We start from the raw sequence: 26172 nt of genomic DNA on the forward strand, positions 1-26172 counted from the left end.
ATGAATTACAGAGATTTTCTTCAACGCGTAATCTACGTCATCATCAATCCCATTATCCAGGTTATGGTCAAGGTGGGCATTACCCCCAATATGGTGACCACCATAGGATTTGTGGGCAATCTTGCTGCCACCTCACTCTTTGTTGTCGCAGCCCTCATGGTCCGCAGCGGCGATACCGCCCAGGCCATGGAGATGGTAGGATGGGGTGGTGCCACGATACTCTTTGCCGGACTCTTCGACATGATGGACGGGCGGTTGGCCCGCGTCAGCGGCAAGTCTTCGGTCTTCGGCGCCCTGTGGGACTCTACCCTCGACCGCTATAGCGAGATGGTTTCGCTCTTCGGCGTCTCGGTCGTATTCCTTTACTGCGACTGGTTCTGGATGGGCATCGCCACCTATGCAGCCATCCTGGGTTCGGTGATGGTCAGTTATGTGCGAGCCCGAGCCGAGGGGTTGGGCATCGAGTGCAAGGTAGGACTCCTCCAGCGTCCCGAGCGTGTGGTCATCACCGCCTTGGCGGCTATCGCGAGCGGAGCGACCGGCAATCTGTGGTGGCTGGCTGGCGGTATGCTGGTCATCGCCGTCCTTGCCAATCTTACTGCCTGCTGGCGCATAGCCCATTGCTACAAAGTGTTGAACGCCGGCAAGAAGCAGTAACCCCCTATGTTCAGCATCTATATTCTTGTGGTCTATGTGGCGCTCGTTGCCCTCAGACCCACCCGCCGTGTGGCGCTGGCGCTGATGCCTTGGGTCATCTTCGCCTGCTCCTACGATGCCATGCGCCTCTATCCCAACTATATGGTCAACGACATCGACGTGCGCCAGCTCTATGATACCGAGCTCAGATGGTTTGGCATTGCCCTGTCCTCCGGCGAGACGGTTATTCCCGGCGCCTGGTTTGCCCAGCACCATCATGTCGTGGCCGATGTCATGGCAGGGCTCTTCTATCTGTGCTGGGTGCCTGTGCCCTTGGCCTTTGCGCTGTGTCTCTATTTCCGTGGCAGATATTCGGTCTATCTCCGCTTCTCCATTGCCTTCCTTGTGGTCAATCTGATAGGCTTTTGCGTCTATTACATCCATCCCGCCGCCCCGCCATGGTATGCTCTTGACTATGGATTTACCCCCGTTCTGCATACGCCGGGCAATATGGCGGGTCTCGCGCGCTTTGATGCCCTCACCCGGCTGCCCGTCTTCCATGCCCTGTATGGCCAGAATGCCAATGTCTTTGCCGCGGTGCCTTCGCTGCATGCCGCCTACATGCTGGTAGCCACTGTCTATGCCGTCCTGGGTCGCAGCCGCCGTTGGCTTGTCGCGCTCTTCGCCTTTATCTGCATCGGCATCTGGTTTACGGCTGTCTACACCTGCCACCATTACATCATCGATGTCTTGCTGGGCATCGTCACGGCGCTTGTGGGTGTGGCGCTTACCGAGTGGGTACTTGCCCATACAGCCCGAGGGCGCCGCTGGACCGACCGCTACATGTCGTGGATAAGGCGCTGACCCGCTACAAACCAAAAGACCATCTTCTCCGCAGTGGTGAAGATGGTCTTTTGGGTTATGATGATACATTCTTATCGCGTTTCCATCAGTTGTGAGGCATCGATGCTGCCCGAGCCGTTGGCTCTCCTGTTGAGGTGGCGTGCCGAACCTTTCAGCGTGATGTCGCCCGAACCGTATGTATAGGCGTTGATTACTCCGCAGCGTTGCGCCTTGACCTCGATGCTGCCCGAACCATAGAGCATGATGTTGGTATTCTTGACCCTGTCCTGCTTGATTTCGATATCGCCCGAGCCGCGCAGCCAGATGTTCGATGTGGCACAGCGCAGATAGTCGACTTCCACATCGCCCGAACCGCGCAGATTGACGGTAAAGTTGTCGCATATTACGTATTTCATGTCGGCATCGCCCGAGCCTACGATTTCTACCGTCAGGTTGTCGCTGTCTATCTTGCCCTTGGACTCGAAGTCGCCGCTGCCCCTAAGCGTTACGCCTACCAGGTCGGGCGAGGTTACATATACCTTGACATCATCTCCTGAGTCGAAGCTGAACATACGCGATCCGCTGTTGTAGCCTACTCTGAGTATGTTGCCCCTCACGTAGGTCGTGACGCGGTCTACCTCTTTGGCTTTTCCCACGACCTTGACGCTCGGTCTGTTGCCCTGGGTGTATACGATGTCTATACTTCCTACAGATTCTATTCTTGTGAAGTTGGGTACTCTACGCTGCGATACGGTGTTGCCTTCAGTTGCGTCAACGTGCTTTCCTGCTGCCTGCATGGCGGTGCAAGTCATCAGCGCCACCAGTGCCATAATGATTATTCGTTTCATATTTGTCATTGTTTTATTGGTTTCTGATTATTGGACGAACCATCGGCAGGAAAAGTTGCACCGATGCCGATTTTTTTTCAGCGTATGCAGTTTTGCTCCAGAAAGAGTCTGAACTCGTCTTTATAGCCGTTGAACACATTGATGTCTACCTCGCCCCTGATACCATTGACGCGGCCGTCGGCACACAGCTGCCAGTAGGCCAGGCGCACATCGGGCTTGTATTCGCCATAGCGTGCTATCCACACCGGATGGTTGCTGCGCACGTCGGGGGCGTAGGGCAGATAGGTGTTGACAAACATCTGGCTGATGTAGAGCACCGGTGCCACGCCCGAGCGCAGTCTTACCACCCTGAGCCATGCTCTCACCTCGCGCCAGAGGGCTTCGGGGCCGCCCATGCGTTTGATTTGTGCCGTCGAGGGTTCTATGTCGAGCACCGGAGGCAGGTCGCCCTTTGACAGACGGGCGTGGCGCAGAAAGTGGCGTGCCTGTGCTGCTCCCGGAGTGGTGGTCGAGAAGAAGTGGTAACTGCCCACGTGTATATTGTGGCTTCGTGCCTGGCGATAGTCGGCTGCGTAGTAGCGGTTGCGTATGGAGATGCCCTCAGTGGCTTTGATGTACATGAAGGAGATGGGGTAGTCCACATGCCCGTTGATGCGCTTGCGGCTCGACGTGCCGAGATGGCTGATGCGCAGCCGCTGCCAGTCGATGCCGAATTTCTTCTTGCCTTTCTCGTGTTGAAATCGCGAGATGTCTATGCCATAGATGCGGTCAGAGGTATAGGTGAGGCGCTCGCCGCGATAGTTTCCGGATTCCCATTCACCTGCTTGCAGTGCCGTGTTGAGCCCCGTCTGATAGCCGAAACCTTCTCTGTGTCCGGCTTTCCAGCTGCCGCAGTATGTGCGACAGCCGTCATAGCAGAGAGTGCCGTGACCGTGGGGGCGCCCACGGCGGTCCATGTCGCCTCTGTACCAGTCGGTGCGGTGGCGGCTGATGCCGTAGCAGAGGGTGTCGGCATTGAAGCGTCCCCATAGCTCCACACTGTCGGGGCAGAAGATGAGGCCCTCGCCCTGGCGGCGACCCTTGACCCTATATCCGGCAGTGACCGAGCCATTGTCCTGGCGGCTGAGCCAGTAGCCGGTATAGCCGGCAGGTAGGGGACCGATGGGGGTGATACCCAGTCTGCGGCTGATGTTGAGCCTGTTGTCGCGTATGACGTGGCGGGCGTAAAGGTCGCGATAGGTGGTGACCAGTGCCTCTTCGTCCAGCATCCTCGGCCATGCCACCATGCTCACGGCCCTTGCGCTGTCGGGGGTTATGCTGTCTGTACGTTGCAGCAGCAGATAGCCTTGCCTGCTGCGCTCTGCCACAGCGTGCAGCGGGTAGCGCTGCCGTTGTTTTCCCTCTTGTACAATGGCTTCGTATCGGGCTTGGGTGGTAAACTTGGCACCTGAGAGGTTGGCGAGTGCTTTGCGGAGGATGGATATGCGCTGAGTGATGATGGCCGTCTGGCGCTTAGTGTCGCGCTGCAGCGACAGCAGCCTTTGCAGTTGTCGGTCCTGGCGGCGGTAATAGCGTGTAATGTCGTGATAGCCTTCGTCCTGCACGCCGTGTACCCGCAGATAGTATTTCAGATTGGCTGTCTCGCGGCGCTGCTCGTCGATGTTTCTCTTCAGGGTATAGCCGCTCTCTTCGTCGCCCCGATAGTAGTGGAGCATATCTTCGTAGAGCGCCAGCTCGCGGCGCAGGTGAAGGGCTGTGGCTGTGCTGTCGCCGCCATAGATGGGGCGGGCAATGGGAGTGGCAAGACTGCCGTGACAGGAGGGGAGCAGCGCCCAACGGTTTACCCACACCGCCGGGGTGTAGATGGTATCGGTATAGGCAGGAGTCCATGTGTCGAAGTTGCGGTAGGGTCGCGTGGTGTCGCGGTCGTCGATGTTGCTGATGAGTGGCATAGACAGCGTGCCTACAGACAGCTGTGCGCAGCGTTGCTGCTCTATCATCGCCATGCAGCGGTGCTGGTCTTCGGGGGCGGGCAGGCTCAGCCACCATGCCGCTGCCGCTGCAAGTGCTGCCGCCGTCACGATGCCACCTATATATCTTATGGTTTTCTTCATCTCTATGTGCTATTGTCAATTGAAAGGCGAAATTATAAATAATTTATGAGAACGGACAACAAAACGCCAAAATCTTTGTGCCCGATGTCGTGGCTGCCGCATTGGGCTGCACGCTGGCGCTGTACAGCGCTTGGTCTTCCGCAGTCAGCACTTGGTCTTCCGCAGTCAGCCAGACTCGCCGTTAGTCTCTCCCCGTCGCCCTGGCACACGGCATAAAGTGTATACCGTGCCGGCAATTCTCTGCGGCGACCGCGTTGGCGATGGTTTCAAACCCTGAAATGCTGAAATCGTGCTTTGCCATACTCGTTTCGCGCCCCGCATTTGCCATTTCGCGCCCTGCAACGCAGATAAACCGCATCACGGCGGTTTCCCCTTCGGCCTCCAATGGGCGGTCAGCAACCGACAGCCCCCACAACGCCATGACTGGCACTGTGGGGGCTGGTATCTTGAGGGCGGATAATGCTCCGGTCTATTCCTTCATCAGATTGTCGAAGAAGGAGTCGAGGTCTGAGTCGAGGTCCTTCATCAGGTCGTCGCCAATGATAACGGTATCGTCGTCGGCGAGATACAGGTCGGCTACGGTGTTGCGGTCGTCGTCTTCCAGCACAAAACTGAAAGGCTTCATGATGCCCATCTGGTCGATGGTGTCGCTCATGCGCTTCAGCGTGTTGGTGAGCAGGGTGGTGACATGGGTGTAGAAATCGTCGTCGTTGCAGTCTATCCACTGTTCTACCACGCAGCGGTTGAGCTCCATGTCATCGTCGTCGAACGAGACCATCTCGCCGCTCTCAGGCGATACCTTGATGTGTATGTCTGTAATCACCGAGTTCTCGCTGTCAGTGGGAAACTTCTGTGCTGTTTTTCGGATGGCGCGCTCTATCTGTTGCACCGTTTGTTCTGTCGCTTTCATGCCGTAGGCTTTGTATTATTAGTTTTCCAGGGTACCGGCAGGCCGGCTCCATGGTGTTTATCTATATGCAAAGATAATGGATGTGGGATAAAACACAAAGAAAAAACCTAAGTTTTTTATCATTGTATGCAAAAATGGAATGAACAGGCGTGGGAAGGTCATCGTTTAATCAAAGTTTAACGCTCATTTAATGGCCAAAGTGTGTGGCTAAGTCAGAAAAAATAGTTAATTTTGCACACATTATTAATATATGGGCAATGAGTCTATTGCCTTTGTGTTTAGGATTGGTTTGACAACATCAGCAAGTTCATCCCCTAAGTCTGTCAATGCCGTCAGTAAGGAAGGCATCGTAGAACAGATAACCCCGACAAGCGTCAGCGTACGGGTAGTACGGTCGTCGGCTTGTGCCGGATGCGGTCTGTCGGGTCACTGCAACGCCTCGGAGTGCAGGGAGACGCTCATCAGCGTACCTGTAGATAGATGCGTAGCCTGCAGCGTGGGCGACAGGGTGAGAGTTGTCACCTCTTCGTCATCGGTCAAGGTGGCTCTGGCATTGGGATTTGCAATGCCGCTGCTCTTGATGATGACGGTATTTGGCGTCTGTAGAGCCATGGCCGGAACCAGCGAAATGGCGGCGGCGCTGTACAGTCTGCTGGTTCTTATACCTTATTATATATTACTATACCTCTGCCGTAATATTGTGGGCAGACGTATCCAAATAAGCATTATTGAGAGACTATGAATGAAATGAACTATATTGTAGTGGCGGTGCTGACCCTCGGCGGGGGGGGTTTGCTGGCAGCAGTGGTGGTGTACATCGTGTCGCGCAGGTTTGCCGTCAAGGAAGACCCTCGCGTCAAGGACGTGCAGGAGTGTCTGCCCGGTGCCAACTGTGGCGGTTGTGGCTTTGCTGGATGTGCAGCCTTGGCAGAAGCGCTGGTCAAAGGCGCCGACAAGGGAAGTCTGGACGGACTGCGCTGTCCTGTAGGTGGCGACGAGGCTATGGGCAAGATTGCCGATGTGTTGGGCATGGCTGCCCAGGCTGCCGAACCTATGGTGGCGGTGGTGCGCTGCAACGGCAGTTGCGACAAGCGTGGCAAGGTGGCTGTCTATGAAGGTCTGCACACCTGTGCGGCTGTCAATGCTGCCGGAGCAGGCGAGAGCGGTTGTGGCTATGGCTGTCTGGGCTGTGGCGACTGTGCCGATGCCTGCCAGTTTGGTGGCATCGTCATCAATCCAGCTACCGGACTGCCCGAAGTCGATGAGCAGATGTGTACCGGCTGTGGCAGTTGTGCCAAGGCCTGTCCTCGCCACGTCATCGAACTGCGCAAGAAGGGCCCCAAGGGGCGTCGCGTCTATGTGGGCTGTGTCAACCAAGACCGCGGACCCATAGCCCGCAAGTCGTGTCAGGCTGCCTGCATAGGCTGTGGCAAGTGCGAGAAGGTCTGTCCCTTTGGCGCCATCACTGTAGAGAACAATCTGTCGTATATCGACTACAACAAATGCCGTATGTGTACCAAGTGTGTGGCTGAGTGTCCTACCGGTGCCATCGTCAAAGTCAATTTCCCCATAAAGAAGAAGGAGGCAGAAGCATGAAACTGCATACATTCAAGATAGGTGGCGTGCACCCGGCAGAGCACAAAATCACTGCCGACGTGGCCACCGTCCAGGCGCCGCTGCCCACAGAGGCCATATTCCCCCTCTCACAGCATATCGGCGCACCCGCTAAGGCTGTGGTAGCCAAGGGCGACAAGGTGAAGGTGGGTACGCTCATCGCCGAGGCCGGCGGATTTGTGTCGGCACCCATCTATTCATCGGTATCGGGTACGGTGACCCGCATAGACAGCGTCGTCGACGCCACGGGCTACCGCCATCCCGCCATCATCATCAAGGTAGAGGGCGACGAGTGGGAAGAAACGATAGACCGCAGTGCGGCGCTCGAAACCCTGGACAAACACCCCGAACTCACTGCCGAAGAGATCGTGGCCCGCGTGAAGTGGGGCGGTATTACGGGTATGGGTGGTGCCGGCTTCCCCTGTCATGTCAAGCTCTGTCCACCGCCTACTGCCAAGGCAGAGTGCGTGATACTTAACGGCGTGGAGTGTGAACCCTACATCACGTCGGACTATCGGCTCATGCTGGAGCATGCCGACGAGATACTGGTGGGTCTCGACCTGCTGATGCGCGCTGCCCACGTAGAGCGTGGCTATATAGGTATCGAGGAAAACAAGCCCGACGCCATCCGTCTCTTGCAAGAGAAGACTGCCAACAGGCAAGATATAAAGATTGTGCCGCTGAAGATGAAGTACCCGCAGGGTGGCGAGAAGCAGCTGGTCGATGCCGTCATCGACCGACAGGTTCCGGCGCCGCCTGCCATCCCCGTCAGTGTGGGTGCCATCGTGCAGAACGTGGCCACGGCTTATGCCGTCTATCAGGCAGTGATGAAGCACAAGCCTCTCTTCGAACGCTATACCACGGTGTCGGGTCTGGCTATGGGCAAGTCGGCCAACTATCTGGTGCGCATGGGTACCCCCTTTGCCCAACTGGTGGACCTCTGCGGCGGTCTGCCCGAGGGCGACAACAAGGTGCTGGCCGGCGGACCCATGATGGGTAAGGCTGTAGCCTCGCTCGATGTGCCCGTATGCAAGGGTACCAATGCCGTGACCGTGCTCAGTGGCAGCGACGCCCATCGCGGCAAGGTGCAGCCCTGCATCCGTTGCGGCAAGTGTGTCGAGGTATGCCCTATGGGTCTCGAGCCCTATCTGCTCGCTACGCTCTCTGCCAACGATATGTACGACCGTGCCGAGCAGGAGCAGATAGTATCGTGCATAGCCTGCGGCAGCTGCCAGTTTACCTGTCCGTCACACCGGCCTATCCTCGACAACATCGTAATCGGCAAGGGTAGGGTGATGGCCAATATCAAATCACGTAATCAGAAGAAATAAGATAATGAGTAAATTGATAATATCCCTTTCGCCCCACGCCCACGGCGGCGACAGCGTAGAGCGCAATATGTATAATGTGCTGTTAGCGCTGGTGCCGGCCCTGCTGGTGTCGTTCTATTACTTCGGGCTGGGCTCGGTGGTAGTCTGTTCGGTAAGCGTGGCGGCCTGTGTCTTCTTTGAGTGGGCGATAACACGCTATATGCTGCGCCGCCCCACCACGCTGCTCGACGGGTCGGCCTGCATCACGGGTCTGCTGCTGGGCATGAACCTGCCCAGCAACTTCCCCATCTGGATGATTATCGTGGGCGCACTGGTAGCCATCGGCATCGGCAAGATGACCTTTGGCGGACTGGGTTGCAACCCCTTCAATCCAGCCATCGTGGGTCGCTGTTTTCTCCTGGTCAGCTTTCCGGCAGCCATGACGTCATGGCCAGTGGCAGGACAGCAGATGGCGTACACCGATGCAGTGACTGGAGCCACTCCGCTGAGCCTGATGAAGACCGCCATCAAGACTGGCGACGTAAGCGTGTTGCAGGGCTTGCCCGACACGGTCGACATGTTGCTGGGCAATGTGGCCAATGGCTATGGAGCAGGCACCATAGGCGAGGTGTGTGCCCTGGCGCTGATAGCCGGACTGATATGGATGCTCTGGCGCCGCGTCATTACCTGGCATATCCCCATTACCATTCTGGCCACCGTCTTCGTGCTGAGCGGGGCGTTGCATGTGGCCAATCCGGTCTACGCCCATCCTATGGCAGTGGTGCTAAGTGGCGGACTGATGCTGGGTGCCATCTTTATGGCTACCGACTATGTCACCTCGCCCATGACCCATCGCGGGCAGGTCATCTATGCCGTGGGCATAGGTGTGCTCACCGTGGTGATACGCAACTGGGGCAGCTATCCCGAGGGTATGTCGTTTGCCATACTCATCATGAATGCCTTTACGCCCCTCATCAACTTCTATGTCAAACCTAAACGATTTGGGGAGGTAAGCCGATGAAGAAAATGGAATCGACACTCACCAACATGATAGTGGTGCTGGTGGGAGTGGCACTGGTGACAGGATGCCTGCTGGCAGTGGTCAACCACATCACAGAGGGTCCGAAGGCTGCGCAGAAGACTCTGGCTCTGGCTGAGGGCATACGCACCGTGATGGGAAACAGCGACGTGACGGTGAGCAAGACAGACACCGTATGTATGACGGTCAACGGCAAACCGACGGAACTGATAGTGCATCGTGTGGCTGGCGGCGGTGCTGCCGTGGAGAGCCAGACGATGGGATTTGGCGGTGACTTGCGTGTGCTGGTGGGTTTTGCCGATGACGGCACCATCACCGGTTATACCATATTGCAGCACGCTGAGACGCCAGGACTTGGCGCCAAGGCTGCCACGTGGTTTCAGAAAGACGGCAAGGGAAACATCATCGGCAAGAAGGCCGTGAAGCCACTCGCCGTGAGCAAGGACGGAGGTGAGGTAGACGCCATCACCGCCTCGACCATCACCTCGAGAGCCTTCCTGAAAGCCGTAAACCAGGCGTATGCCGCCTATATGCAGCAGTCTGCCGACGCCCACACCGGCGCAACCAAAATAAAGAAAGGATAGACAACGATGAATCTACTCAATATAATCAAAAACGGCATCATCAAGGAGAATGCCACATTCGTATTGCTCTTGGGCATGTGTCCCACACTGGCTACCACCACAAGTGCTACCAACGGACTGATGATGGGTCTGGCCACGATGGCAGTGCTGATATGTACCAACTTTGTCATCTCCTGCATCAAGAACATCACCCCCGACAAGGTGCGCATACCTGTCTTTGTAGTGGTCATCGCTACCTTCGTCACCATTCTCCAGATGTTTATCGAGGCTTATCTGCCCGATGTCAACAAGAGTCTGGGCATCTATATCCCGCTGATTGTGGTCAACTGTGTGATATTGGGCCGTGCTGAAGCCTTCGCCTGCAAGAACACTCCGCTGGCGAGCATCGCCGACGGCGTGGGTATCGGTCTGGGCTTTGCCCTGGCACTGACTCTGCTCGGTGCCGTGCGTGAAATTCTGGGCGCAGGGTCGCTCTTCGGGTGTGCCCTCTTGCCCGAGACTACCAACATCCTGCTCTTTGTGCTTCCTCCGGGTGCATTCATCACCTTGGGTTATCTTGTCGCAGTGTTCAACCATTTCAAAAAGGCATAGACTATGGAATATATCCTGATATTCATCTCGGCGATATTCGTCAACAACATCATTCTCTCCCAGTTCTTGGGCATCTGTCCGTTCCTGGGTGTCTCCAAGAAGATAGACACCGCTCTGGGCATGGGTATGGCAGTGGCTTTTGTGCTCACGCTGGCCACCATCGTGACCTATCTTATCCAGTATGGACTGCTTGTGCCGCTCGGGTTGCAGTATCTGCAGACGCTGGCCTTCATTCTGGTCATCGCGGCACTGGTACAGATGGTTGAAATCATCCTGCGTAAGGTTTCGCCCGCCCTCTATCAGGCGTTGGGCATCTTCCTGCCACTCATTACGACCAACTGTGCGGTGCTGGGTGTGGCCATCCTCGTCATTCAGAAAGACTATACGCTGGCGGAGAGCATCGCCTATGCTTTCTCTACCGCATTGGGCTTTGCCTTGGCGCTCACCGTCTTTGCCGGAATGAGAGAGCAGATGGCTCTGGTGCAGATACCCAAGGGCATGCGTGGTATGGGTATCGTGCTCGTGGCAGCCGGCCTGCTGAGTCTCGCATTTATGGGCTTCGGCGGCGTGGATAGCGGTCTGAAGGCCGCATTGGGGCTCGAATAAACGGTAGAATAACGATTATTTATCATAACATCAAACAATATGAAACAGACAATTCTGGTAACAGGTGGTACTGGCTTTATCGGCTCTCATACCACAGTTGAACTGCAGCAGGCAGGCTACAAGGTAGTTGTAGTAGACAATCTGTCTAACTCCAATGAGAAAGTGCTCGACGGTATTGAGAAAATCACAGGCATCCGTCCTGCCTTTGAGAAGGTTGACCTCCGTGACAAGGAGGCTACAGAGAAGGTGTTTGAGAAATACCCTGACATCGAGGGTATCATCCATTTCGCCGCTTCCAAGGCAGTGGGTGAGAGTGTGCAGAAGCCTTTGCTCTATTATCACAACAATATCATCTCGCTGGTCAACCTGCTGGAACTCATGCCTAAGTATAATGTCAAGGGCATCATCTTCTCTTCTTCATGCACCGTATACGGTCAGCCCAAGCCCGAGAATCTGCCTGTTACCGAGCAGGCTCCTCACCAGAAGGCTACCTCGCCTTATGGCAATACCAAGGAGGTGAACGAGCAGATTATCCTCGACGATATCAACAGTGGCGCTCCCATCAAGAGCATCGTGCTGCGCTACTTCAATCCTATCGGTGCCCACCCATCGGCTCTCATCGGCGAGCTGCCCAATGGTGTGCCCAACAACCTCATACCCTTTGTCACTCAGACCGCTATCGGTGTACGCGAGCAGCTCACCATCTTCGGCAACGACTATAACACTCCCGACGGTACCTGTATCCGCGACTATATCTATGTAGTGGATCTGGCCAAGGCCCATGTGGCTGCTATGGCGCGCGTGCTTGACAAGGAAACCGAGCCTATCGAGTATTTCAATATCGGTACAGGCAAGGGCAATTCTACCCTCGAGATTGTCGAGGCTTTTGAGCGTGCCACCGGCGTGAAGCTCAACTGGAAGTATGGTCCTCGTCGTGAAGGCGATATCGAGAAGATTTGGGGCGACTGTACCCACGCCAATGAGGTGCTGGGTTGGAAGGCCGATACTCCTCTTGATGACGTCATGCGCAGTGCATGGAACTGGCAGCTCAAGCTCCGTGAAGACGGCGTGATGTAATAACTCTACGGGATAGACTTGTCCCCATATATTGCTTCTATACGGTGATGCCTTGTCATTGTATAGAAGCAATTTTCATTTGTTGGCTGCCACAACTCGGCAATCCATCACGATGGTACGGGAACTCGGCAAAGCTGTCATTATCATCATGGAGATAGGATGGGGTAGCGTCATTATGATGCATACAAACGATAATAGGCTGACTTCCTTGCGGAAATCAGCCTATATCAATTTCTTTTCCGGTGAAGAATTAAGCCTCAGCGGGAGCCTCTTCGGTAGCTTCAGCCTGAGCAGCAGCCTCGGCCTCAGCCTTGGCAGCAGCCTCAGCAGCCTTCTTGTCAGCTACTTTCTTGGCGATAGCCTCGTTAATCTTCTTCTCCTGCTCGAGCTCCTTGGCAGCAGCTTCCTTCTTACCCTTTGCTACGTTCTCACGAGTAGTAGTGGTCTTCTGGTCCTTGCCCTGCTTCCAGGCCTCAAACTTCTGCTGCATAGCAGCTTCGTCGAATGCGCCCTTCTTTACGCCACCTTTGAGGTGCTTCATCAGGTAAACGCCTTCGCCCTTGAGGATGTTGCGAGCTGTGTCGGTGGGCTGTGCGCCAACCTCTACCCAGTAGAGTGCACGCTCGAAATTCAAATCTACAGTTGCAGGATTGGTGTTAGGATTGTAAGTACCAATCTTCTCAGTAAATCTACCATCACGTGGTGCTCTTGCGTCAGCGATAATGATGCTGTAGAAAGCATAGCCTTTACGACCGCCGCGCTGTAATCTGATCTTTGTTGCCATTTTTAATGTAAAATTATGATTAGGTTTGAATTTTATTGCTGCCATCACGTGACAGCGGGTGCAAAGGTACTATATCTTTTTGGAAAACGAAAGAAAATTAGTGGAAAAGTGATGGTTTTCATCGTATTTTTGTCTATTTAGGCTTTATGATTGCTGGGTTTGTGGGTATCAAGGCGATTGTTGCGCGTGTTTTGAGTCATATCACTCGTAGCTGGTAGGGTAGGGCAATCAGCAGTCATCACTTTTCCTGCATCCCTATACCTTATTATATATATAAGGAGCAAGCGCAACATGGCAATATGATTTTATGGAGCATCCAGATGGCTGTGGCACGTTTTTTGCAAATGATTAAAGTGAACGAAACTTTATAAAATACATATAACTATGCAAAAAGGTAATATCGGAGTAACGACAGAGAACATATTCCCTGTCATCAAGAAGTTCCTCTATTCTGATCACGAGATCTTCCTTCGTGAAATGGTTTCCAATGCGGTAGACGCTACCCAGAAGCTGAAGACCCTGGCTGCCCAGGGTGATTTCAAGGGCGAGATGGGTGACCTCACCGTGCATGTAAACCTGGATAAGGACAAGGGTACGCTCACCATCAGCGACCGCGGTATCGGTATGACTGCCGACGAGGTTGACCGCTATATCAATCAGATAGCCTTCTCTGGCGTCAACGACTTCATGGAGAAGTACAAGGACAAGGCCAATGCCATCATCGGTCATTTCGGCTTGGGTTTCTACTCTGCTTTCATGGTAAGCAAGAAAGTAGAGATTGTTACCCGCAGCTACAAGGATGACGCCAAGGCCGTGAAATGGTCTTGCGACGGCAGCCCTTCATATACACTGGAAGAAACAGAGAAGGAAGGCCGTGGTTCTGACATCATCCTCTACATCGACGATGACTGCAAGGAATTCCTGGAGAAGGCCCGCATCGAGTCGCTGCTCAACAAGTACTGCAAGTTCCTGGCTGTGCCCGTAGCCTTCGGCAAGAAGACCGAGTGGAAGGACGGCAAGCAGGTGGAGACTGCCGAGGACAATATCATCAACGACGTGGAGCCTCTCTGGACCGCTACCCCAAGTCAGTTGAAGGACGAGGACTACAAGAAGTTCTATCGCACGCTCTATCCCATGCACGATGAGCCCCTCTTCTGGATTCATCTGAATGTAGATTACCCCTTCCATCTTACGGGTATTCTCTATTTCCCACGCATCAAGAGCAATATAGAACTCCAGCGCAACAAGATACAGCTCTACTGCAACCAGGTGTTTGTGACCGATCAGGTCGAAGGCATCGTGCCCGACTTCCTCACTCTCCTGCATGGTGTGATTGACTCTCCCGACATCCCCCTCAACGTAAGCCGAAGCTATCTACAGAGTGATGCCAACGTGAAGAAGATCTCTACCTACATCACCAAGAAGGTGGCAGACCGTCTGCAGTCGCTCTTCAAGGCCGACCGCAAGGCTTTCGAGGAGAAGTGGGACGACCTGAAGCTCTTCATCAACTACGGCATGCTGTCGCAGGAAGATTTCTATGACCGCGCCAAGGACTTTGCCCTGATGAAGGACACCGACGGCAAGTACTTCACCTTCGAGGAATACAAGACCCTCATCAAGGACAACCAGACCGACAAGGATGGCAATCTGGTATATCTCTACGCCAACGATGCCACCGAGCAGTATTCATATATCGAGGCAGCCAAGGCCAAGGGTTACAGCGTGCTGTTGATGGATGGTGAACTCGATACTCCTGCCATCTCCATGTTGGAGCAGAAGTTTGAGAAGAGCCGCTTCACACGTGTCGATGCCGACATCGCCGACCGTCTTATCACCAAGGACGACGAGAAGAAGAACGAGTTGGGCGAGGATGAGAGCGCCAAGCTGTCAGAGGTCTTCAAGACCCAGATGCCCAAGATAGACAAGGCCGAGTTCATGGTCGAGGTCCAGCCTATGGGCGAGAATGGACAGCCTGTACTCGTCACCCAGAATGAATATATGCGTCGTATGAAGGAGACCAGCAAGTATCAGCCTGGCATGAGTTTCTATATGCAGATGCCTGATTCGTATATGGTAGTACTCAACAGCGACCATCCGCTCATCAAGCGTGTACTTGACGAGACCGACAAGGCTACTGCAGATGCTCTGAAGCCGGTTGAGGCCGAATTGCGTGGTCAGGAAGCTCGTCTGGCTGCCATCAATCAGAGCCAGAGTGGCAAGAAAGACGAGGAAATCAGCCAGGAGGAGAAGGACGACAAGGCCAATACGCAGAAGGCCATCAACGACCAGCGCGCCAAGAAGACCCAGATTCTGGGCGAATACGCTGCTGGCAATGAGGTGGTACATCAGCTCATCGACTTGGCATTGCTCCAGAACGGCATGCTGAAGGGACAGCGTCTGAATGACTTCCTCAAGCGTTCGGTTGACCTGATTAAGTAATCGAATTATCTATATTTCTTTTTAGAGAGTCGTATCTGTAGTGGATACGGCTCTTTTTTTTATGTTCGCCGTGGTCACCAGGGCGCAGATTGTCGTTTCCGGTCTCTGGGTGCAGTTCCTATGTTGCGAAGCCAGGTTGCGCTCGGCAGACATGGCCCGGGCAGTCATTATCGCCAAATATGGGGTAAAATATGGCCGAAAACAGGAAAAATGCAGTTTTTTGAAAAATAATTGGGGAAATGTTTGGCGGTATAGGAAAAACTCTGTACCTTTGCACTCGAAATTAAGGAACAAGGTTAGCCTACTACTTAAGAAGCAAAGAACGGAATGGTTCCGTAGCTCAACTGAATAGAGCATCTGACTACGGATCAGAAGGTTGTGGGTTTGAATCCCGCCGGAATCACCACTAAGGACTGAGGTTTTCTCAGTCCTTTTTTTATGTCCGCACGCAAGGCCGCATTTCTTCTTTTTGGGGTGGCCGCCGTTGTTGTCATTGTGTCATGTGCCACAAGCGAAATAGCAAATATTGCAGGCGCGGTATTGGCTTAATTGTGTAATTTTGCAACAGTAATACTTAACAATACCAAACCTAATGCGAAAAATCAATACATTGCTGACTATCTGTGCGGCGGCGTCGATGCTCCATGCGCAGCCCCGCATCAACCCCGATGATTACAAGATAGACGCTGCCGACGTGCAGCGGGCCGAGAAGCTCATTGCCGCTCCGGTGCCCGACGACGTGGTGATGCCCACGCGCCATCCTGATGCCCAGTGGTATCCCGGCGCGGCGCTCGGCCTGTTTATGCACTGGGGCATACACAGTGTCGACGGCATCCAGCCATCCTGGAACATGATAAAGCACTACCGCTATGGCGGCAAGCGTTATCACAGTCCCAAGCGTTATTACCGGCTTGCCCGCAAGTTCAAGCCCACCATTCTTCCCGACAGTTTCCTCACGGCAGCCCATGACGCCGGGTTCACCTATGCCGTGCTTACCACCCGTCACCACGACGGTTATGCTCTCTGGCCATCCAAGTATGGTATAGGCGTGCGCCACGACTTGCCCGGCCGCGACCTCGTGCGCGAGTATGTCGATGCGTGTCGTGCCGCCGGACTCAAGGTGGGCCTTTACTTTTCGCCCCGCGACTGGCATTATCCTGAGGCAATGGCGCCATGTGAGTTTAATGTCAGAACCCGAAGCAAGGTGCCAGCCATAACCGACAGTGTAGCCAATCGCGCGAAGTATGTAAGGTTTGTGGGATATGTGATGCGCCAGCTGGAAGAACTGCTTACGCACTATGGCAAGATAGATCTGCTGTGGCTCGACGGTATGGAGTGGCGTGGCATCACTGAGAACAACACCGAGAAGATATACAGTTGGATTAGAACCATGCAGCCCGGTATCGTCATCAACGACAGATGGGCCAACCTGGTAGACCCCGACAACCCCGACGGAACCAGCGTGCGCATAGGCGACCTCACCACGCCCTTTGAGTGCGGCGAGCCTACCTATATCCCTTCGCCTTGGTGGGAGGTGCAGGACCTGTGGACCTATGGCGGCGGCTGGGGCTACGACCGCAAGGAGAAGTTCCGCCCTATGGCCTGGTTCTTCAACCGCTTGGCCCAGGCGCGTTCCCTTGGTGGCAACTTCCTGGTCAATGTGGGTCCCCGGCCCGACGGCGATATGCCGCGGGAGTTCTATGCCAAGATGGACAGTCTGTCGCAGTGGATGAAGTATGGTCGCGAGTCAATCTTCGGCACCGGCATCACGCCCGGACCCGAGCTCTGCAACGTCAAGCTCACCTCGCGCGGCAGCGATACGCTCTATGCCCATGTAATGCCAAAGGGCAGCAACCAGGTCAACCTGATTACTGCCCGTAAGCCTGCCAGTGTCACCGTCTTGCGCACTGGCCAGAAGTTATCGTTTATCTATCGCGACGGCCACCTTTACTTTGCGGTGCCCAAGGAGCAGCGTCTGCCCATGGACGAGGTGGTGCGCATCTTGTTTTAGACTATGCCCTGTGCCATCATGGCTCGTGCAACCTTGAGGAAGCCGGCTATGTTGGCACCCTTCACGTAGTTGATGTAGCCATCGGCCTGTGTACCGTATTTCACACAGTTGGCGTGGATGTCGTTCATGATTTCGCGCAGCTTGGCATCCACCTCCTCGCGCGACCAGCGCAGACGCTCCGAGTTCTGCGTCATCTCCAGTCCCGATACTGCCACACCGCCGGCATTGCTTGCCTTGCCGGGGCAGTAGAGGATTTTGGCATCCTGGAACACCTTGATGGCCTCGGGAGTGGTGGGCATGTTGGCGCCCTCGGTTACGGCTATCACGCCGTTGGCCACCAGTGCCTGCGCAGCCTCTTCGTTGATTTCGTTCTGGGTGGCACAGGGTGTGGCGATGTCGGCCTTCTCAAACCAAGGCTTGGCGCCCTCCACGTATTTCACGCCGTACTTCTCGGCATATTCGCGTATGCGGCCACGCTCTATATTCTTGAGTTCCATGATGTAGTCGAGCTTCTCGCGGTCTATTCCGTCGGGGTCGTAGATATATCCGTCTGAGTCAGAACAGGTGACGGGCTTGGCGCCGAGCTCGAGCAGTTTCTCCATAGTATATTGTGCCACGTTGCCCGAACCCGATACGAGCACTGTCTTGCCGGCGAGCTCTATGTTGCGCGTCTTCAGCATGTTTTCGAGGAAGTAGATGTTGCCGTAGCCCGTGGCTTCGGGACGGATGCGCGAACCGCCAAACTCCTGACCCTTTCCGGTGAGGATGCCACAGAACTGATGGGTGAGCTTCTTGTACATACCAAACATGTAGCCCACCTCGCGGCCACCCACGCCGATGTCACCTGCCGGAACGTCTTCGTCGGGACCGATGTGGCGGTAGAGTTCGAGCATGAAAGCCTGGCAGAACCTCATCACCTCGGCATTGCTCTTGCCGCGGGGAGAGAAGTCGCTGCCGCCTTTGCCGCCGCCCATAGGCAGGGTAGTGAGCGAGTTCTTGAAAGTCTGCTCAAAAGCAAGAAACTTGAGAATAGACTGGTTTACCGATGAGTGGAAACGAATGCCGCCTTTGTAGGGGCCGATGGCGTTGTTGTGCTGGACGCGGTAACCCATGTTGGTCTGCACATTGCCTTTGTCGTCGACCCAGTTTACGCGGAACTGGATGATGCGATCCGGAACACAAAGGCGCTCGATGAGGTTGGCCCTGTCAAATTCGGGGTGCTTGTTGTATTCATCCTCAATGGTGGCCAAAACCTGGCTGACAGCCTGGATATACTCAGGCTCATTTGGAAATCTTCTCTTAAGATTTTCCACAACATCCGTAGCTTTCATTCTGTTAATGTTTTAAGTAAAAATGTTAACCTTGATACAATTTCTCTCAATCTTTTGGGCAAAGTTATACATTTTTACTTAAAAACCGCACAAATTGTAATGAAATTTACGAAAAATGTTGAAAAAAGTAAGGATTGTCATCATTATCCCCACTTCTTCCAACCATTATGCCGCTAATTCTGCAGCTGTTTCTGCGACCGTTGCCAGTCATCAGTCTTCGTACAGATAGAAGAAACGCTCCATCATCTGCCACTTCTCGTCAGAGGTATCGCCCTCCTTGCACTTTTGGAAACGGCCGACAAAGTTTTCCCACTCCTGCTGGCGGGGCAGCTGTGCGAGTCTGGCCATAGCCTTGTCCCAGTCGAAGTCGAGGGGAGTCTCTACGATCATCACCTCGCGTGTACCTATAATATATAGTTCCATCTCCAGGATGCCTACTTCCTGTATTCCCTGCTTGATTTCGGGCCAGAAGTCCTCGCGCGAATGAGCTTTACGATAGCTGGCCAGCGACTCAGGGTCGTCCTTGAGCTCCAAAATCTGAACATAACGCTTTACGGGTTGGCCGAAGCGCTTTACGATATATCCTTCCGTCATCATAGTTGTTGTTATGTAGTTATTAATTGCCTTTTATTGATATAACGCAAGTCCTCGATTTTTATTTTGACCGAGGTCAACAAAAGTGGGATTTCATACCATTTTAGTGCGAATTGTTTGGACTGTGTGCGCAAACAGCGTAACTTTGCACTCGATAACAAAAGGATAACATTAACAACTTAAAAAAGAAAGGTAAAAAGATTATGTTGACATTAGGATTTGTAATGATTATCGCAGTCGCTTTGGTTAAGGCCATCAGTTTGGGTCACAACCTCGACATGGGCAAGTAAGCCCCTTGCGAAGAAAGGTAAAACACCATTGGTGTTACAATTATAATAATTTAGGTGGAAAAGGCCTGGTTTTGAAAGAAACCGGGCCTTTTTTGTCAAATTTCTATGCCCTGATATGTTGATTATTCTTACCTTTGTATCCGATTTCGGCATGTGGCCGGACTTTTTCTCTACAAACAATTAACAAACAATAAAACAAGTTACAATGAAAAGATTGATTTCTTTCTTGATGATGGTCTTTGCCTGCACCGCGACTTTCGCCCAGGTAGAGCGGCCCAAGCTCGTGGTAGGCTTCGTGGTCGACCAGATGAGATGGGATTACCTCTATTATTATAATGACCAGTTTGGCGAAGGCGGCTTCAAGCGCCTGCTGCGCGAAGGGTTCAGCTGCGAGAACACCATGATCAACTATGTGCCCACCGTTACTGCCATCGGCCATTCATGTATCTATACCGGCTCGGTGCCAGGCCTCAACGGCATCGCCGGCAACGATTTTATGATTGCCGGCAAGAAGATGTACTGCGTGTCCGACTCCACCGTGCATGGCGTGGGCTCGTCGAGCAGAGAGGGCAAAATGTCGCCTCGCAACCTCCTTGCCACAGGCATCGGCGATATGCTCAAGATAGCCACCGACTACAAGGCCAAGGTCTTTGGCGTTGCGCTCAAGGACCGCGCAGCCATCCTGCCCGCAGGCCATGCTGCCGACGCCGCCTACTGGTGGGACACCTCGGCAGGACACTTCATCTCCAGCTCCTATTATATGGACAAGCTGCCCGAGTGGGTCAACCGCTTCAACAAGACCGTGCGCGTGAAGCCTGGTACCGACATCAAGTGCAGCCCCGAGGGTGTCACCAAGACTTTCCAGATGGCCAAAGCCGTGCTCGACAATGAGCAGCTGGGTCAGGACGATGTCACCGACATGCTCGCCATCAGCATCTCTTCGACCGACATCATCGGACATGCCTATGGCACCCGTGGCGCCGAGAATAAGGCTGCCTATATGCGTACCGATGCCGAGTTGGCAGACTTCCTCGCCTATCTCGACCAGAAGGTGGGCAAGGGCAACTACCTCTTCTTCCTCTCCGCTGACCACGGTGGCATGCACAACGCCAATGTGATGAAGGAGCACAAGATACCCGCCGACGGCTATGCCGCATGGAACGAAATCAAGTCGCTCAACGAGGCCTTCCGCACCAAGTATGGCATCGAGACCGTGGCGCTCATGGCCAATGCCAACCGCATCTACCTCGACCACGCTGCCATCGCCAAGGCAGGACTCCAGCTCGACGCCGTGAAGAAAGAGGCTGCCGACTTCCTGGCCCGCAACCCCAAGGTACACATGGTAGTCGACTATGCCAATGCCGTCAACACCAGTCTACCACAGCTCATCCGCGAGCGCATCGTCAACGGATGGAACCCCGAGCGCAGCGGCGACCTCTTTGTGGTGCCCAAGCCCCATCATGTCGATGGCGTGGTTACCCCCGAATACCGCGGCACCAGCCACGGCGTGTGGAACCCCTACGACTCACACATCCCCATGGTATTTATGGGATGGAAGGTGCCCCACGGACAGACCTCCACACCTACCCGCATCGTCGATATCGCCCCCACCGTGTGCGAGATGCTGCATATCCAGATGCCCAACGCCTGCATAGGCGACGCAGTCAACGAGATAGTTAATCCCAAATAATCCCTGTTTTAGTTTCACCCCATCAAGCCACTCACCCATGCCGTGAGTGGCTTTTTTCATATCCACAACATCTCCGCCACCACCCCTAAGTTTATCTCAAAGCATGAAATGCAGAAATCGTGGCGCGCAATCATAAAAGCAAACCACGAAACAATAAAATCCAACCCCGAAAAACTTCCCAAAGCCATTATCACCACCTTCTTCCGTGTGGTGGGATGGGGGAGTGTGGTGGCGGGAATGATGGTTGTAGTGACGACAAAGCCCAGGACTGTGGGGAAAATTCCTCGACAGTCCTGGGCAGTTATCTTCTTGGCCTCGCCTTGCGGCAGAGGGCCATTGCTTAATAATTCTCAGCCTTGAGCTCGAAGTAGCTCTGCGGATGGTTGCACACGGGGCATACCTGGGGTGCCTGCTTGCCCACTACCACGTGGCCACAGTTGCGGCATACCCAGATGGCGTCGCCTTCGCGTGAGAATACGAGGGCGTCCTCGATGTTCTTCAGCAACTTGCGGTAGCGCTCTTCATGGAGCTTCTCGATGGCAGCCACGCCGCGCATCTTGGCAGCAATCTCTGTGAAGCCCTCTTCCTCGGCCTCCTGTGCCATGCGGTCGTACATGTCGGTCCACTCGTAGTTTTCGCCCTCGGCGGCAGCCTTCAGGTTGCTTCTGGTATCCTTTACGGCGCCACCTTCAAGGTACTTGAACCACAACTTGGCGTGCTCTTTCTCATTGGCGGCAGTCTCTTCGAAGATGGCAGCTATCTGCTCGAAGCCGTCCTTCTTGGCGCGTGATGCGAAATAGGTATATTTGTTGCGAGCCATAGACTCACCTGCGAAAGCCTCCATGAGGTTCTTCTCTGTTTTGGTTCCTTTAAGTTCTTTCATAATCATTTCTGTTTTGTTTGTTATTCTGGATGCAAAGTTAACCATATATCCGACAGCCTCCAAACGTTTTTTTCTATCTGCCCATAGAAAAAATCTATAATAGTTTGCTCTGCCGTTGATTATTTTATTAACTTTGCCCATACAAATGATAATTTTAACGCGTAAATAGGCCATGACATTACAACAGATGGAATATATTGTGGCGGTATATCGGCTTCGCCATTTCGCCCGTGCCGCCGAGCATTGTGGCGTCACCCAGCCCACGCTGAGCGCCATGATACAGAAGTTGGAAACCGAATTGGGCGTGAAGATATTTGAGCGCTCGTCGCAGCAGGTGATACCCACCGAGATAGGCCGCAAGGTGGTAGAGCAGGCATGGAAGGTGCTGGTGAGAGCCAACCGCATCCACGACATCGTGAACGAAGAGCGCCAGTCGCTGGCAGGCACTTTCAGTCTGGGTATCCTGCCCACCATAGCCCCATATCTGCTGCCTCGGTTCTTCACCCGTCTGCAGCGCGAGCACCCCGAGGCCGATATCCGCGTGATGGAGATGAAGACTGCCGACATCAAGCGTGCCCTCAACCGGGGCGAGCTCGACGCCGCCATCCTGGTGAGCCTCGACGATATGGACCACTATGTGCAGACACCGCTCTTCTATGAGCAGTTTCTGGCCTACGTGTCGCGTGGCGATGCCCTCTTCTCCCACAAGGCCATCAAGACCAGCGACCTGAACAACGAGTTCCTATGGCTGCTCGAAGAGGGTCACTGCTTCCGCGACCAGCTGGTCAAGTTCTGCCAACTCAAGTCGGCCGACAGCAGCAAGAAGACCTATTCGCTCGGTAGTATCGAGACCTTCATGCGCATGGTGGAGGGCGGCCAGGGTGTCACCTTCATTCCCGAGCTGGCTCTCGAACAGCTCTCTCCGGCTCAGCACGAACTGGTGCGCCCCTTTGCTCTGCCCATACCTGTGCGCGAGGTGGTGCTGCTTACCACGCGTGCCTTTGTGCGCCACTCGGTGCTCAATCTCATTGCCGACGCCGTGCGCCGCAGCGTGCCCCAACGTATGCTCCAGTTCAATAATACCGAGCAGAGGGTGTAGCCGCAGGCCTGCACCTGATGAAGAAACGATTAAAACAGATGATTATGGAAAATATTGCTGTCCGGTAAAAATCAAAATAGCATAAAATCTCGCCCGAAGCCCAGTAAATTTGACTTCGGGCTTTCTTTTTCCAACAATAAGCCCCCTTAATCGAAAAGATTAGGTGGTGGCGGCGCTTTTTGCGTCTCTTTTTGCAAGAATATCATTCCATGTTTTCTCGGGGTCTTCCATGAAAGCGATAAAATCGACATAGTACATGAGCTTGAATCCAACCATGGTAACAACCAGCGAGAATGCACTGTATCTGTTTCTCACCGTCTTTGGGCTCGTGCGTCTGCCCCATAGCGCATTCCCATTATCGTTATGTGAGTGTATTGTTTTTTTTACTATTATGTTGGCGGTTATGAGAAGCATTGTGCAATTATTCCCGAATAATAGACTGCTTCATCATTTTTTTTTGTACTTTTGTCCTCGTCTTTTAATACATATAGGATGAAAACAGTAAGAAGCATGATGGCGATACTGGCACTGGCCGTATCGATAGAAATGGGGGCACAGGGCATTATACGCCCTAAGACCACGCCTGCTCCGAATGTTACGCATACCACACCCTCAAAGTCTAAGACACAGAAGCGTACGGTGCAGACCCGAAAGAGTGGGCCGTCGCGTAAGCAACTGCTGGATCAGGCTGTACATGATATGGTACGCGTAGAGGGCGGCACCTATACAATGGGACTTACCAAGGGTATGCAGGATGCAGTAGGGTGGGCCTCGCCGGCTCATAGAGTTACGGTAAGCTCTTTCTTTATCAGTAAGTATGAGGTGACTCAGGCGCTGTGGCGTGCCGTCATGGGCAGTAACCCTTCGCGGTTTAAGGGCGACAACAGACCTGTGGAGCATGTGAGTTGGGATGACTGCCAGCTGTTTCTTTCGCGCCTCAGAACACTTACCGGCTACAGTTTCCGTCTGCCCACCGAGGCCGAGTGGGAGTATGCCGCACGCGGTGGTAACAGGTCGCGTGGCTATGTGTTCAGCGGTAGTGACAACCTGAATAACGTGGCCTGGTACAAGGGCAATAGCGACATGACCACCCACGATGTGGGAGGCCTGGAACCCAACGAACTGGGGCTGTATGACATGGCAGGCAATGTGTCTGAGTGGTGCAGCGACTTTATGGGCGACTATACGGCCAGCCCGGCCGTTGACCCCAAAGGACCGGCTACGGGCGATTTCCGCGTGGTGCGTGGCAATTACTGGAATGGTGCGCAGATAGGGTGCTATATATGTGCCCGAGGCTCGGCAGTGCCCGATTCGCGCCATACTACGGGGCTGAGGCTTGCACTGTCAGAGTAGCGTTGCAAAAAGATAGATTATGGAAAAAGAATTTGAAGACTTCTGGACCGCTCATAGCAAACAACTCATTGCGCGAGCCCCCAAGCGCTGGCAGGAAGAGCGAACCCATAGCTTGGGGATGAACACTCTGGGCGACTGGCTGCTCTGGATAGTGCCCGTGGGCGTGGTGGTGTGTCTGATGGATTATAGGTTTGTGGCGAGCAGCCTGGTCAACTTCCTTATCCTGCTCGTCATCTGCGTGGTGTGCGTGGTGGTGTGCCAGATGGTGCGTCCCTATGTCACCGGCAAACGCAGCGTGGCCGAAATAGACAAGGAAATCAAGCAATACTACTACGAGCAGTATCGCCGCGACGGAAAGATAGAACTGTAAGGATGGCTATATCCGCATCAGGTCGCTCATGATGCTGTCGGAGAGGTAGATGCCGCTGCGGGTGAGGTGGAGGCGGTCGTCGTCGACAGCCAGCAGGCCGCGGCCGATGTGTGGTCTGGCGGCGTCGAGGGCAAACTGCCGGTCTTCGGGCGAAAGGTGCTCGAGCTGCAGCCCCTCTCGCGTGCGTAGAGCAGTGGTGATAAGGTCGTTGTAGTGGGTCTCGGCATCTATCGTCTCGTATTCGCAGGGGCGAATGCCATCTTCTATCGAGCTGATGTAGTCGTCCAGACTGGCTGTATTCCAACTCCTTGTATTTCCGTCATACGAGTGCGCGGCTGCACCTACGCCTATGTAGGGCGTGTCGTGCCAGTAGCTGCTGTTGTGGCGGCTTCGGAAGCCCGGTAGGGCAAAGTTGCTTATCTCATAGTGTTCATATCCGGCAGCGGTAAGCCGGTCGATAAGCACGTTGTACATGTCGAGCGACAGTTCGTCGCTTATTTCTTTTATCTTCCCTTGTTCCAGATACCGGTAGAGCAGGGTACCCTCTTCATACATCAAGGAGTAGGCCGACAGGTGTTGGGCGCCGAGAGCGAGAGCATGGTCTATGTCGCTCTCCCAGTCGGCCAGAGTCTCGTCGGGAAAACCGAACATGAGGTCTACGCTGATATTGCCGATGTTCAGCAGATGCAGTGTCTCTACAGCCCGTGTCACCTCATTGGCAGTGTGGCGTCGGCGAATCAGACGGAGCCTGCTGTCACTGAAAGTCTGGGCTCCCATACTTACACGGTTTACCTGTGGCGGCAGGCGGAAACCTGCGCGACACACGTCGTCAGGATTACATTCGATGGTGACTTCGGCGTCGTCGCTCACCCTATACCTATTATATATATAGGAGATGAGTCTGTCGAGATTGCCGGCAGAGAGCATGCTGGGCGTACCTCCCCCCAGATAGATGGTATCGATGCTGTCGGCAGAGGCTTGGCGCATGTCAAGTTCGTGGCACACGGCGTCGATATAACTATCTTGCATATCAGCACGTGTGGTACTGTAAAAGCCACAGTAGGCACAACGCGATGCACAGAAAGGTATGTGAATGTATAAACCAGCCATAATTGGCGCAAAATTACTAATAAGTTGAAAAAAAATGAAGATTTTT

General features: G+C 54.1%; 25 protein-coding genes and 1 tRNA gene. 17 read left to right on the plus strand and 9 right to left on the minus strand.

All coding sequences use genetic code 11. The features are described 5' to 3' along the window. Together CIK87_RS04865 and CIK87_RS04870 are read left to right on the plus strand one after the other, a co-directional pair. Nucleotides 1-657 (plus strand): CDP-alcohol phosphatidyltransferase family protein, encoded by a 657-nt coding sequence (locus CIK87_RS04865; protein WP_094385973.1) that lies wholly within the window; start codon nucleotides 1-3, stop codon nucleotides 655-657. 6 nt (nucleotides 658-663) lie between these two features. After that, nucleotides 664-1500: a phosphatase PAP2 family protein gene (locus tag CIK87_RS04870; RefSeq protein ID WP_094385975.1), complete on the plus strand. Its 837-nt coding sequence runs from the start codon at nucleotides 664-666 to the stop codon at nucleotides 1498-1500. Nucleotides 1501-1571: 71 nt separating this feature from the next. Here the strand turns inward: CIK87_RS04870 and CIK87_RS04875 are convergent, their stop codons facing one another. The 3 genes from CIK87_RS04875 to CIK87_RS04890 all read right to left on the minus strand — a co-directional run bounded on the left by CIK87_RS04875 (nucleotide 1572) and on the right by CIK87_RS04890 (nucleotide 5351). Beyond that, on the minus strand, nucleotides 1572-2327 hold the full coding sequence (locus CIK87_RS04875; protein WP_158214749.1) for a head GIN domain-containing protein: 756 nt from the start codon (nucleotides 2325-2327) through the stop codon (nucleotides 1572-1574). Between the two features lie 77 nt (nucleotides 2328-2404). Then, nucleotides 2405-4441 (minus strand): GH25 family lysozyme, encoded by a 2037-nt coding sequence (locus tag CIK87_RS14640; protein WP_254046511.1) that lies wholly within the window; start codon nucleotides 4439-4441, stop codon nucleotides 2405-2407. A gap of 469 nt (nucleotides 4442-4910) precedes the next feature. Further along, the gene (locus CIK87_RS04890; RefSeq protein WP_022310755.1) at nucleotides 4911-5351 is read right to left on the minus strand and encodes a hypothetical protein; all 441 of its coding nucleotides are present in this window, start codon (nucleotides 5349-5351) and stop codon (nucleotides 4911-4913) included. Nucleotides 5352-5640: 289 nt separating this feature from the next. On the opposite strand from CIK87_RS04890, the gene CIK87_RS04895 reads away from it, so the two are divergent. The 8 genes from CIK87_RS04895 to galE are packed head-to-tail and all read left to right on the plus strand — an operon-like array spanning nucleotide 5641 to nucleotide 12172. After that, nucleotides 5641-6093: a SoxR reducing system RseC family protein gene (locus tag CIK87_RS04895; protein ID WP_158216204.1), complete on the plus strand. Its 453-nt coding sequence runs from the start codon at nucleotides 5641-5643 to the stop codon at nucleotides 6091-6093. A 5-nt stretch (nucleotides 6094-6098) separates the two neighbouring features. Then, nucleotides 6099-6947, plus strand: a complete 849-nt coding sequence (locus CIK87_RS04900) for an RnfABCDGE type electron transport complex subunit B (protein ID WP_094386046.1) — start codon at nucleotides 6099-6101, stop codon at nucleotides 6945-6947. Further along, nucleotides 6944-8296: an electron transport complex subunit RsxC gene (gene rsxC, locus CIK87_RS04905; RefSeq protein ID WP_094385982.1), complete on the plus strand. Its 1353-nt coding sequence runs from the start codon at nucleotides 6944-6946 to the stop codon at nucleotides 8294-8296. The genes CIK87_RS04900 and rsxC overlap by 4 nt, the downstream gene beginning before the upstream one ends. A 4-nt stretch (nucleotides 8297-8300) precedes the next feature. Then, a complete protein-coding gene (locus tag CIK87_RS04910; protein WP_022310750.1) occupies nucleotides 8301-9296 on the plus strand; it encodes an RnfABCDGE type electron transport complex subunit D in 996 nt (331 codons plus the stop codon). After that, nucleotides 9293-9898 (plus strand): RnfABCDGE type electron transport complex subunit G, encoded by a 606-nt coding sequence (locus CIK87_RS04915; protein ID WP_094385984.1) that lies wholly within the window; start codon nucleotides 9293-9295, stop codon nucleotides 9896-9898. Before CIK87_RS04910 ends, CIK87_RS04915 begins: the two co-directional genes overlap by 4 nt. Nucleotides 9899-9904: 6 nt before the next feature. Then, a complete protein-coding gene (gene rsxE, locus CIK87_RS04920) occupies nucleotides 9905-10489 on the plus strand; it encodes an electron transport complex subunit RsxE (protein WP_022310748.1) in 585 nt (194 codons plus the stop codon). Nucleotides 10490-10492: 3 nt separating this feature from the next. Then, the gene (rsxA, locus tag CIK87_RS04925; RefSeq protein ID WP_094385986.1) at nucleotides 10493-11095 is read left to right on the plus strand and encodes an electron transport complex subunit RsxA; all 603 of its coding nucleotides are present in this window, start codon (nucleotides 10493-10495) and stop codon (nucleotides 11093-11095) included. Nucleotides 11096-11134: 39 nt separating this feature from the next. Then, nucleotides 11135-12172 carry a UDP-glucose 4-epimerase GalE gene (gene galE, locus CIK87_RS04930; protein ID WP_094385988.1) on the plus strand — a complete coding sequence of 346 codons (1038 nt, stop codon included), beginning with the start codon at nucleotides 11135-11137 and terminating at the stop codon, nucleotides 12170-12172. A gap of 250 nt (nucleotides 12173-12422) precedes the next feature. Here the strand turns inward: galE and CIK87_RS04935 are convergent, their stop codons facing one another. Then, nucleotides 12423-12956, minus strand: a complete 534-nt coding sequence (locus CIK87_RS04935; protein ID WP_022310745.1) for a 30S ribosomal protein S16 — start codon at nucleotides 12954-12956, stop codon at nucleotides 12423-12425. Between the two features lie 384 nt (nucleotides 12957-13340). On the opposite strand from CIK87_RS04935, the gene htpG reads away from it, so the two are divergent. The 3 genes from htpG to CIK87_RS04955 all read left to right on the plus strand — a co-directional run bounded on the left by htpG (nucleotide 13341) and on the right by CIK87_RS04955 (nucleotide 17406). Then, nucleotides 13341-15395, plus strand: coding sequence for a molecular chaperone HtpG (gene htpG, locus CIK87_RS04940; protein ID WP_094385990.1), 2055 nt, complete (start codon nucleotides 13341-13343; stop codon nucleotides 15393-15395). A 329-nt stretch (nucleotides 15396-15724) separates the two neighbouring features. Further along, nucleotides 15725-15801, plus strand: a tRNA-Arg gene (locus CIK87_RS04950). A 186-nt stretch (nucleotides 15802-15987) separates the two neighbouring features. Next, nucleotides 15988-17406: an alpha-L-fucosidase gene (locus CIK87_RS04955; protein ID WP_094385994.1), complete on the plus strand. Its 1419-nt coding sequence runs from the start codon at nucleotides 15988-15990 to the stop codon at nucleotides 17404-17406. On the opposite strand, the gene CIK87_RS04960 is transcribed toward CIK87_RS04955, so the two are convergent. Both CIK87_RS04960 and CIK87_RS04965 read right to left on the minus strand, forming a co-directional pair. Continuing rightward, nucleotides 17403-18737 carry an NADP-specific glutamate dehydrogenase gene (locus CIK87_RS04960; RefSeq protein ID WP_094385996.1) on the minus strand — a complete coding sequence of 445 codons (1335 nt, stop codon included), beginning with the start codon at nucleotides 18735-18737 and terminating at the stop codon, nucleotides 17403-17405. The two genes, CIK87_RS04955 and CIK87_RS04960, sit on opposite strands and share 4 nt — an antisense overlap. Nucleotides 18738-18947: 210 nt before the next feature. After that, a complete protein-coding gene (locus tag CIK87_RS04965; protein ID WP_094385998.1) occupies nucleotides 18948-19334 on the minus strand; it encodes an L-rhamnose mutarotase in 387 nt (128 codons plus the stop codon). Between the two features lie 492 nt (nucleotides 19335-19826). Between CIK87_RS04965 and CIK87_RS04970 the strand changes: the two genes are divergently transcribed. Beyond that, complete coding sequence (locus CIK87_RS04970; RefSeq protein ID WP_094386000.1) at nucleotides 19827-21311, plus strand: alkaline phosphatase family protein; 1485 nt, start codon at nucleotides 19827-19829, stop codon at nucleotides 21309-21311. Between the two features lie 340 nt (nucleotides 21312-21651). Here CIK87_RS04970 and rbr read toward each other — a convergent pair whose 3' ends face one another. Then, nucleotides 21652-22194, minus strand: coding sequence for a rubrerythrin (gene rbr / locus CIK87_RS04975; protein ID WP_094386048.1), 543 nt, complete (start codon nucleotides 22192-22194; stop codon nucleotides 21652-21654). A 172-nt stretch (nucleotides 22195-22366) separates the two neighbouring features. Between rbr and CIK87_RS04980 the strand changes: the two genes are divergently transcribed. Then, entirely contained in the window at nucleotides 22367-23293 is a 927-nt protein-coding gene (locus CIK87_RS04980) for a hydrogen peroxide-inducible genes activator (protein WP_022310737.1), read from the plus strand. A 159-nt stretch (nucleotides 23294-23452) separates the two neighbouring features. On the opposite strand, the gene CIK87_RS14315 is transcribed toward CIK87_RS04980, so the two are convergent. Further along, nucleotides 23453-23608 carry a hypothetical protein gene (locus tag CIK87_RS14315; protein WP_158215102.1) on the minus strand — a complete coding sequence of 52 codons (156 nt, stop codon included), beginning with the start codon at nucleotides 23606-23608 and terminating at the stop codon, nucleotides 23453-23455. A 177-nt stretch (nucleotides 23609-23785) separates the two neighbouring features. On the opposite strand from CIK87_RS14315, the gene CIK87_RS04990 reads away from it, so the two are divergent. Both CIK87_RS04990 and CIK87_RS04995 read left to right on the plus strand, forming a co-directional pair. Then, the gene (locus CIK87_RS04990) at nucleotides 23786-24646 is read left to right on the plus strand and encodes a formylglycine-generating enzyme family protein (protein WP_094386004.1); all 861 of its coding nucleotides are present in this window, start codon (nucleotides 23786-23788) and stop codon (nucleotides 24644-24646) included. 19 nt (nucleotides 24647-24665) lie between these two features. Beyond that, nucleotides 24666-25016 carry a hypothetical protein gene (locus CIK87_RS04995; protein ID WP_094386007.1) on the plus strand — a complete coding sequence of 117 codons (351 nt, stop codon included), beginning with the start codon at nucleotides 24666-24668 and terminating at the stop codon, nucleotides 25014-25016. Between the two features lie 6 nt (nucleotides 25017-25022). Here the strand turns inward: CIK87_RS04995 and hemW are convergent, their stop codons facing one another. Next, entirely contained in the window at nucleotides 25023-26126 is a 1104-nt protein-coding gene (gene hemW / locus CIK87_RS05000) for a radical SAM family heme chaperone HemW (protein WP_094386009.1), read from the minus strand. Nucleotides 26127-26172 lie beyond the last annotated feature (46 nt).

Source organism: Prevotella sp. P5-64 (assembly GCF_002251285.1).
Lineage (GTDB): Bacteria > Bacteroidota > Bacteroidia > Bacteroidales > Bacteroidaceae > Prevotella.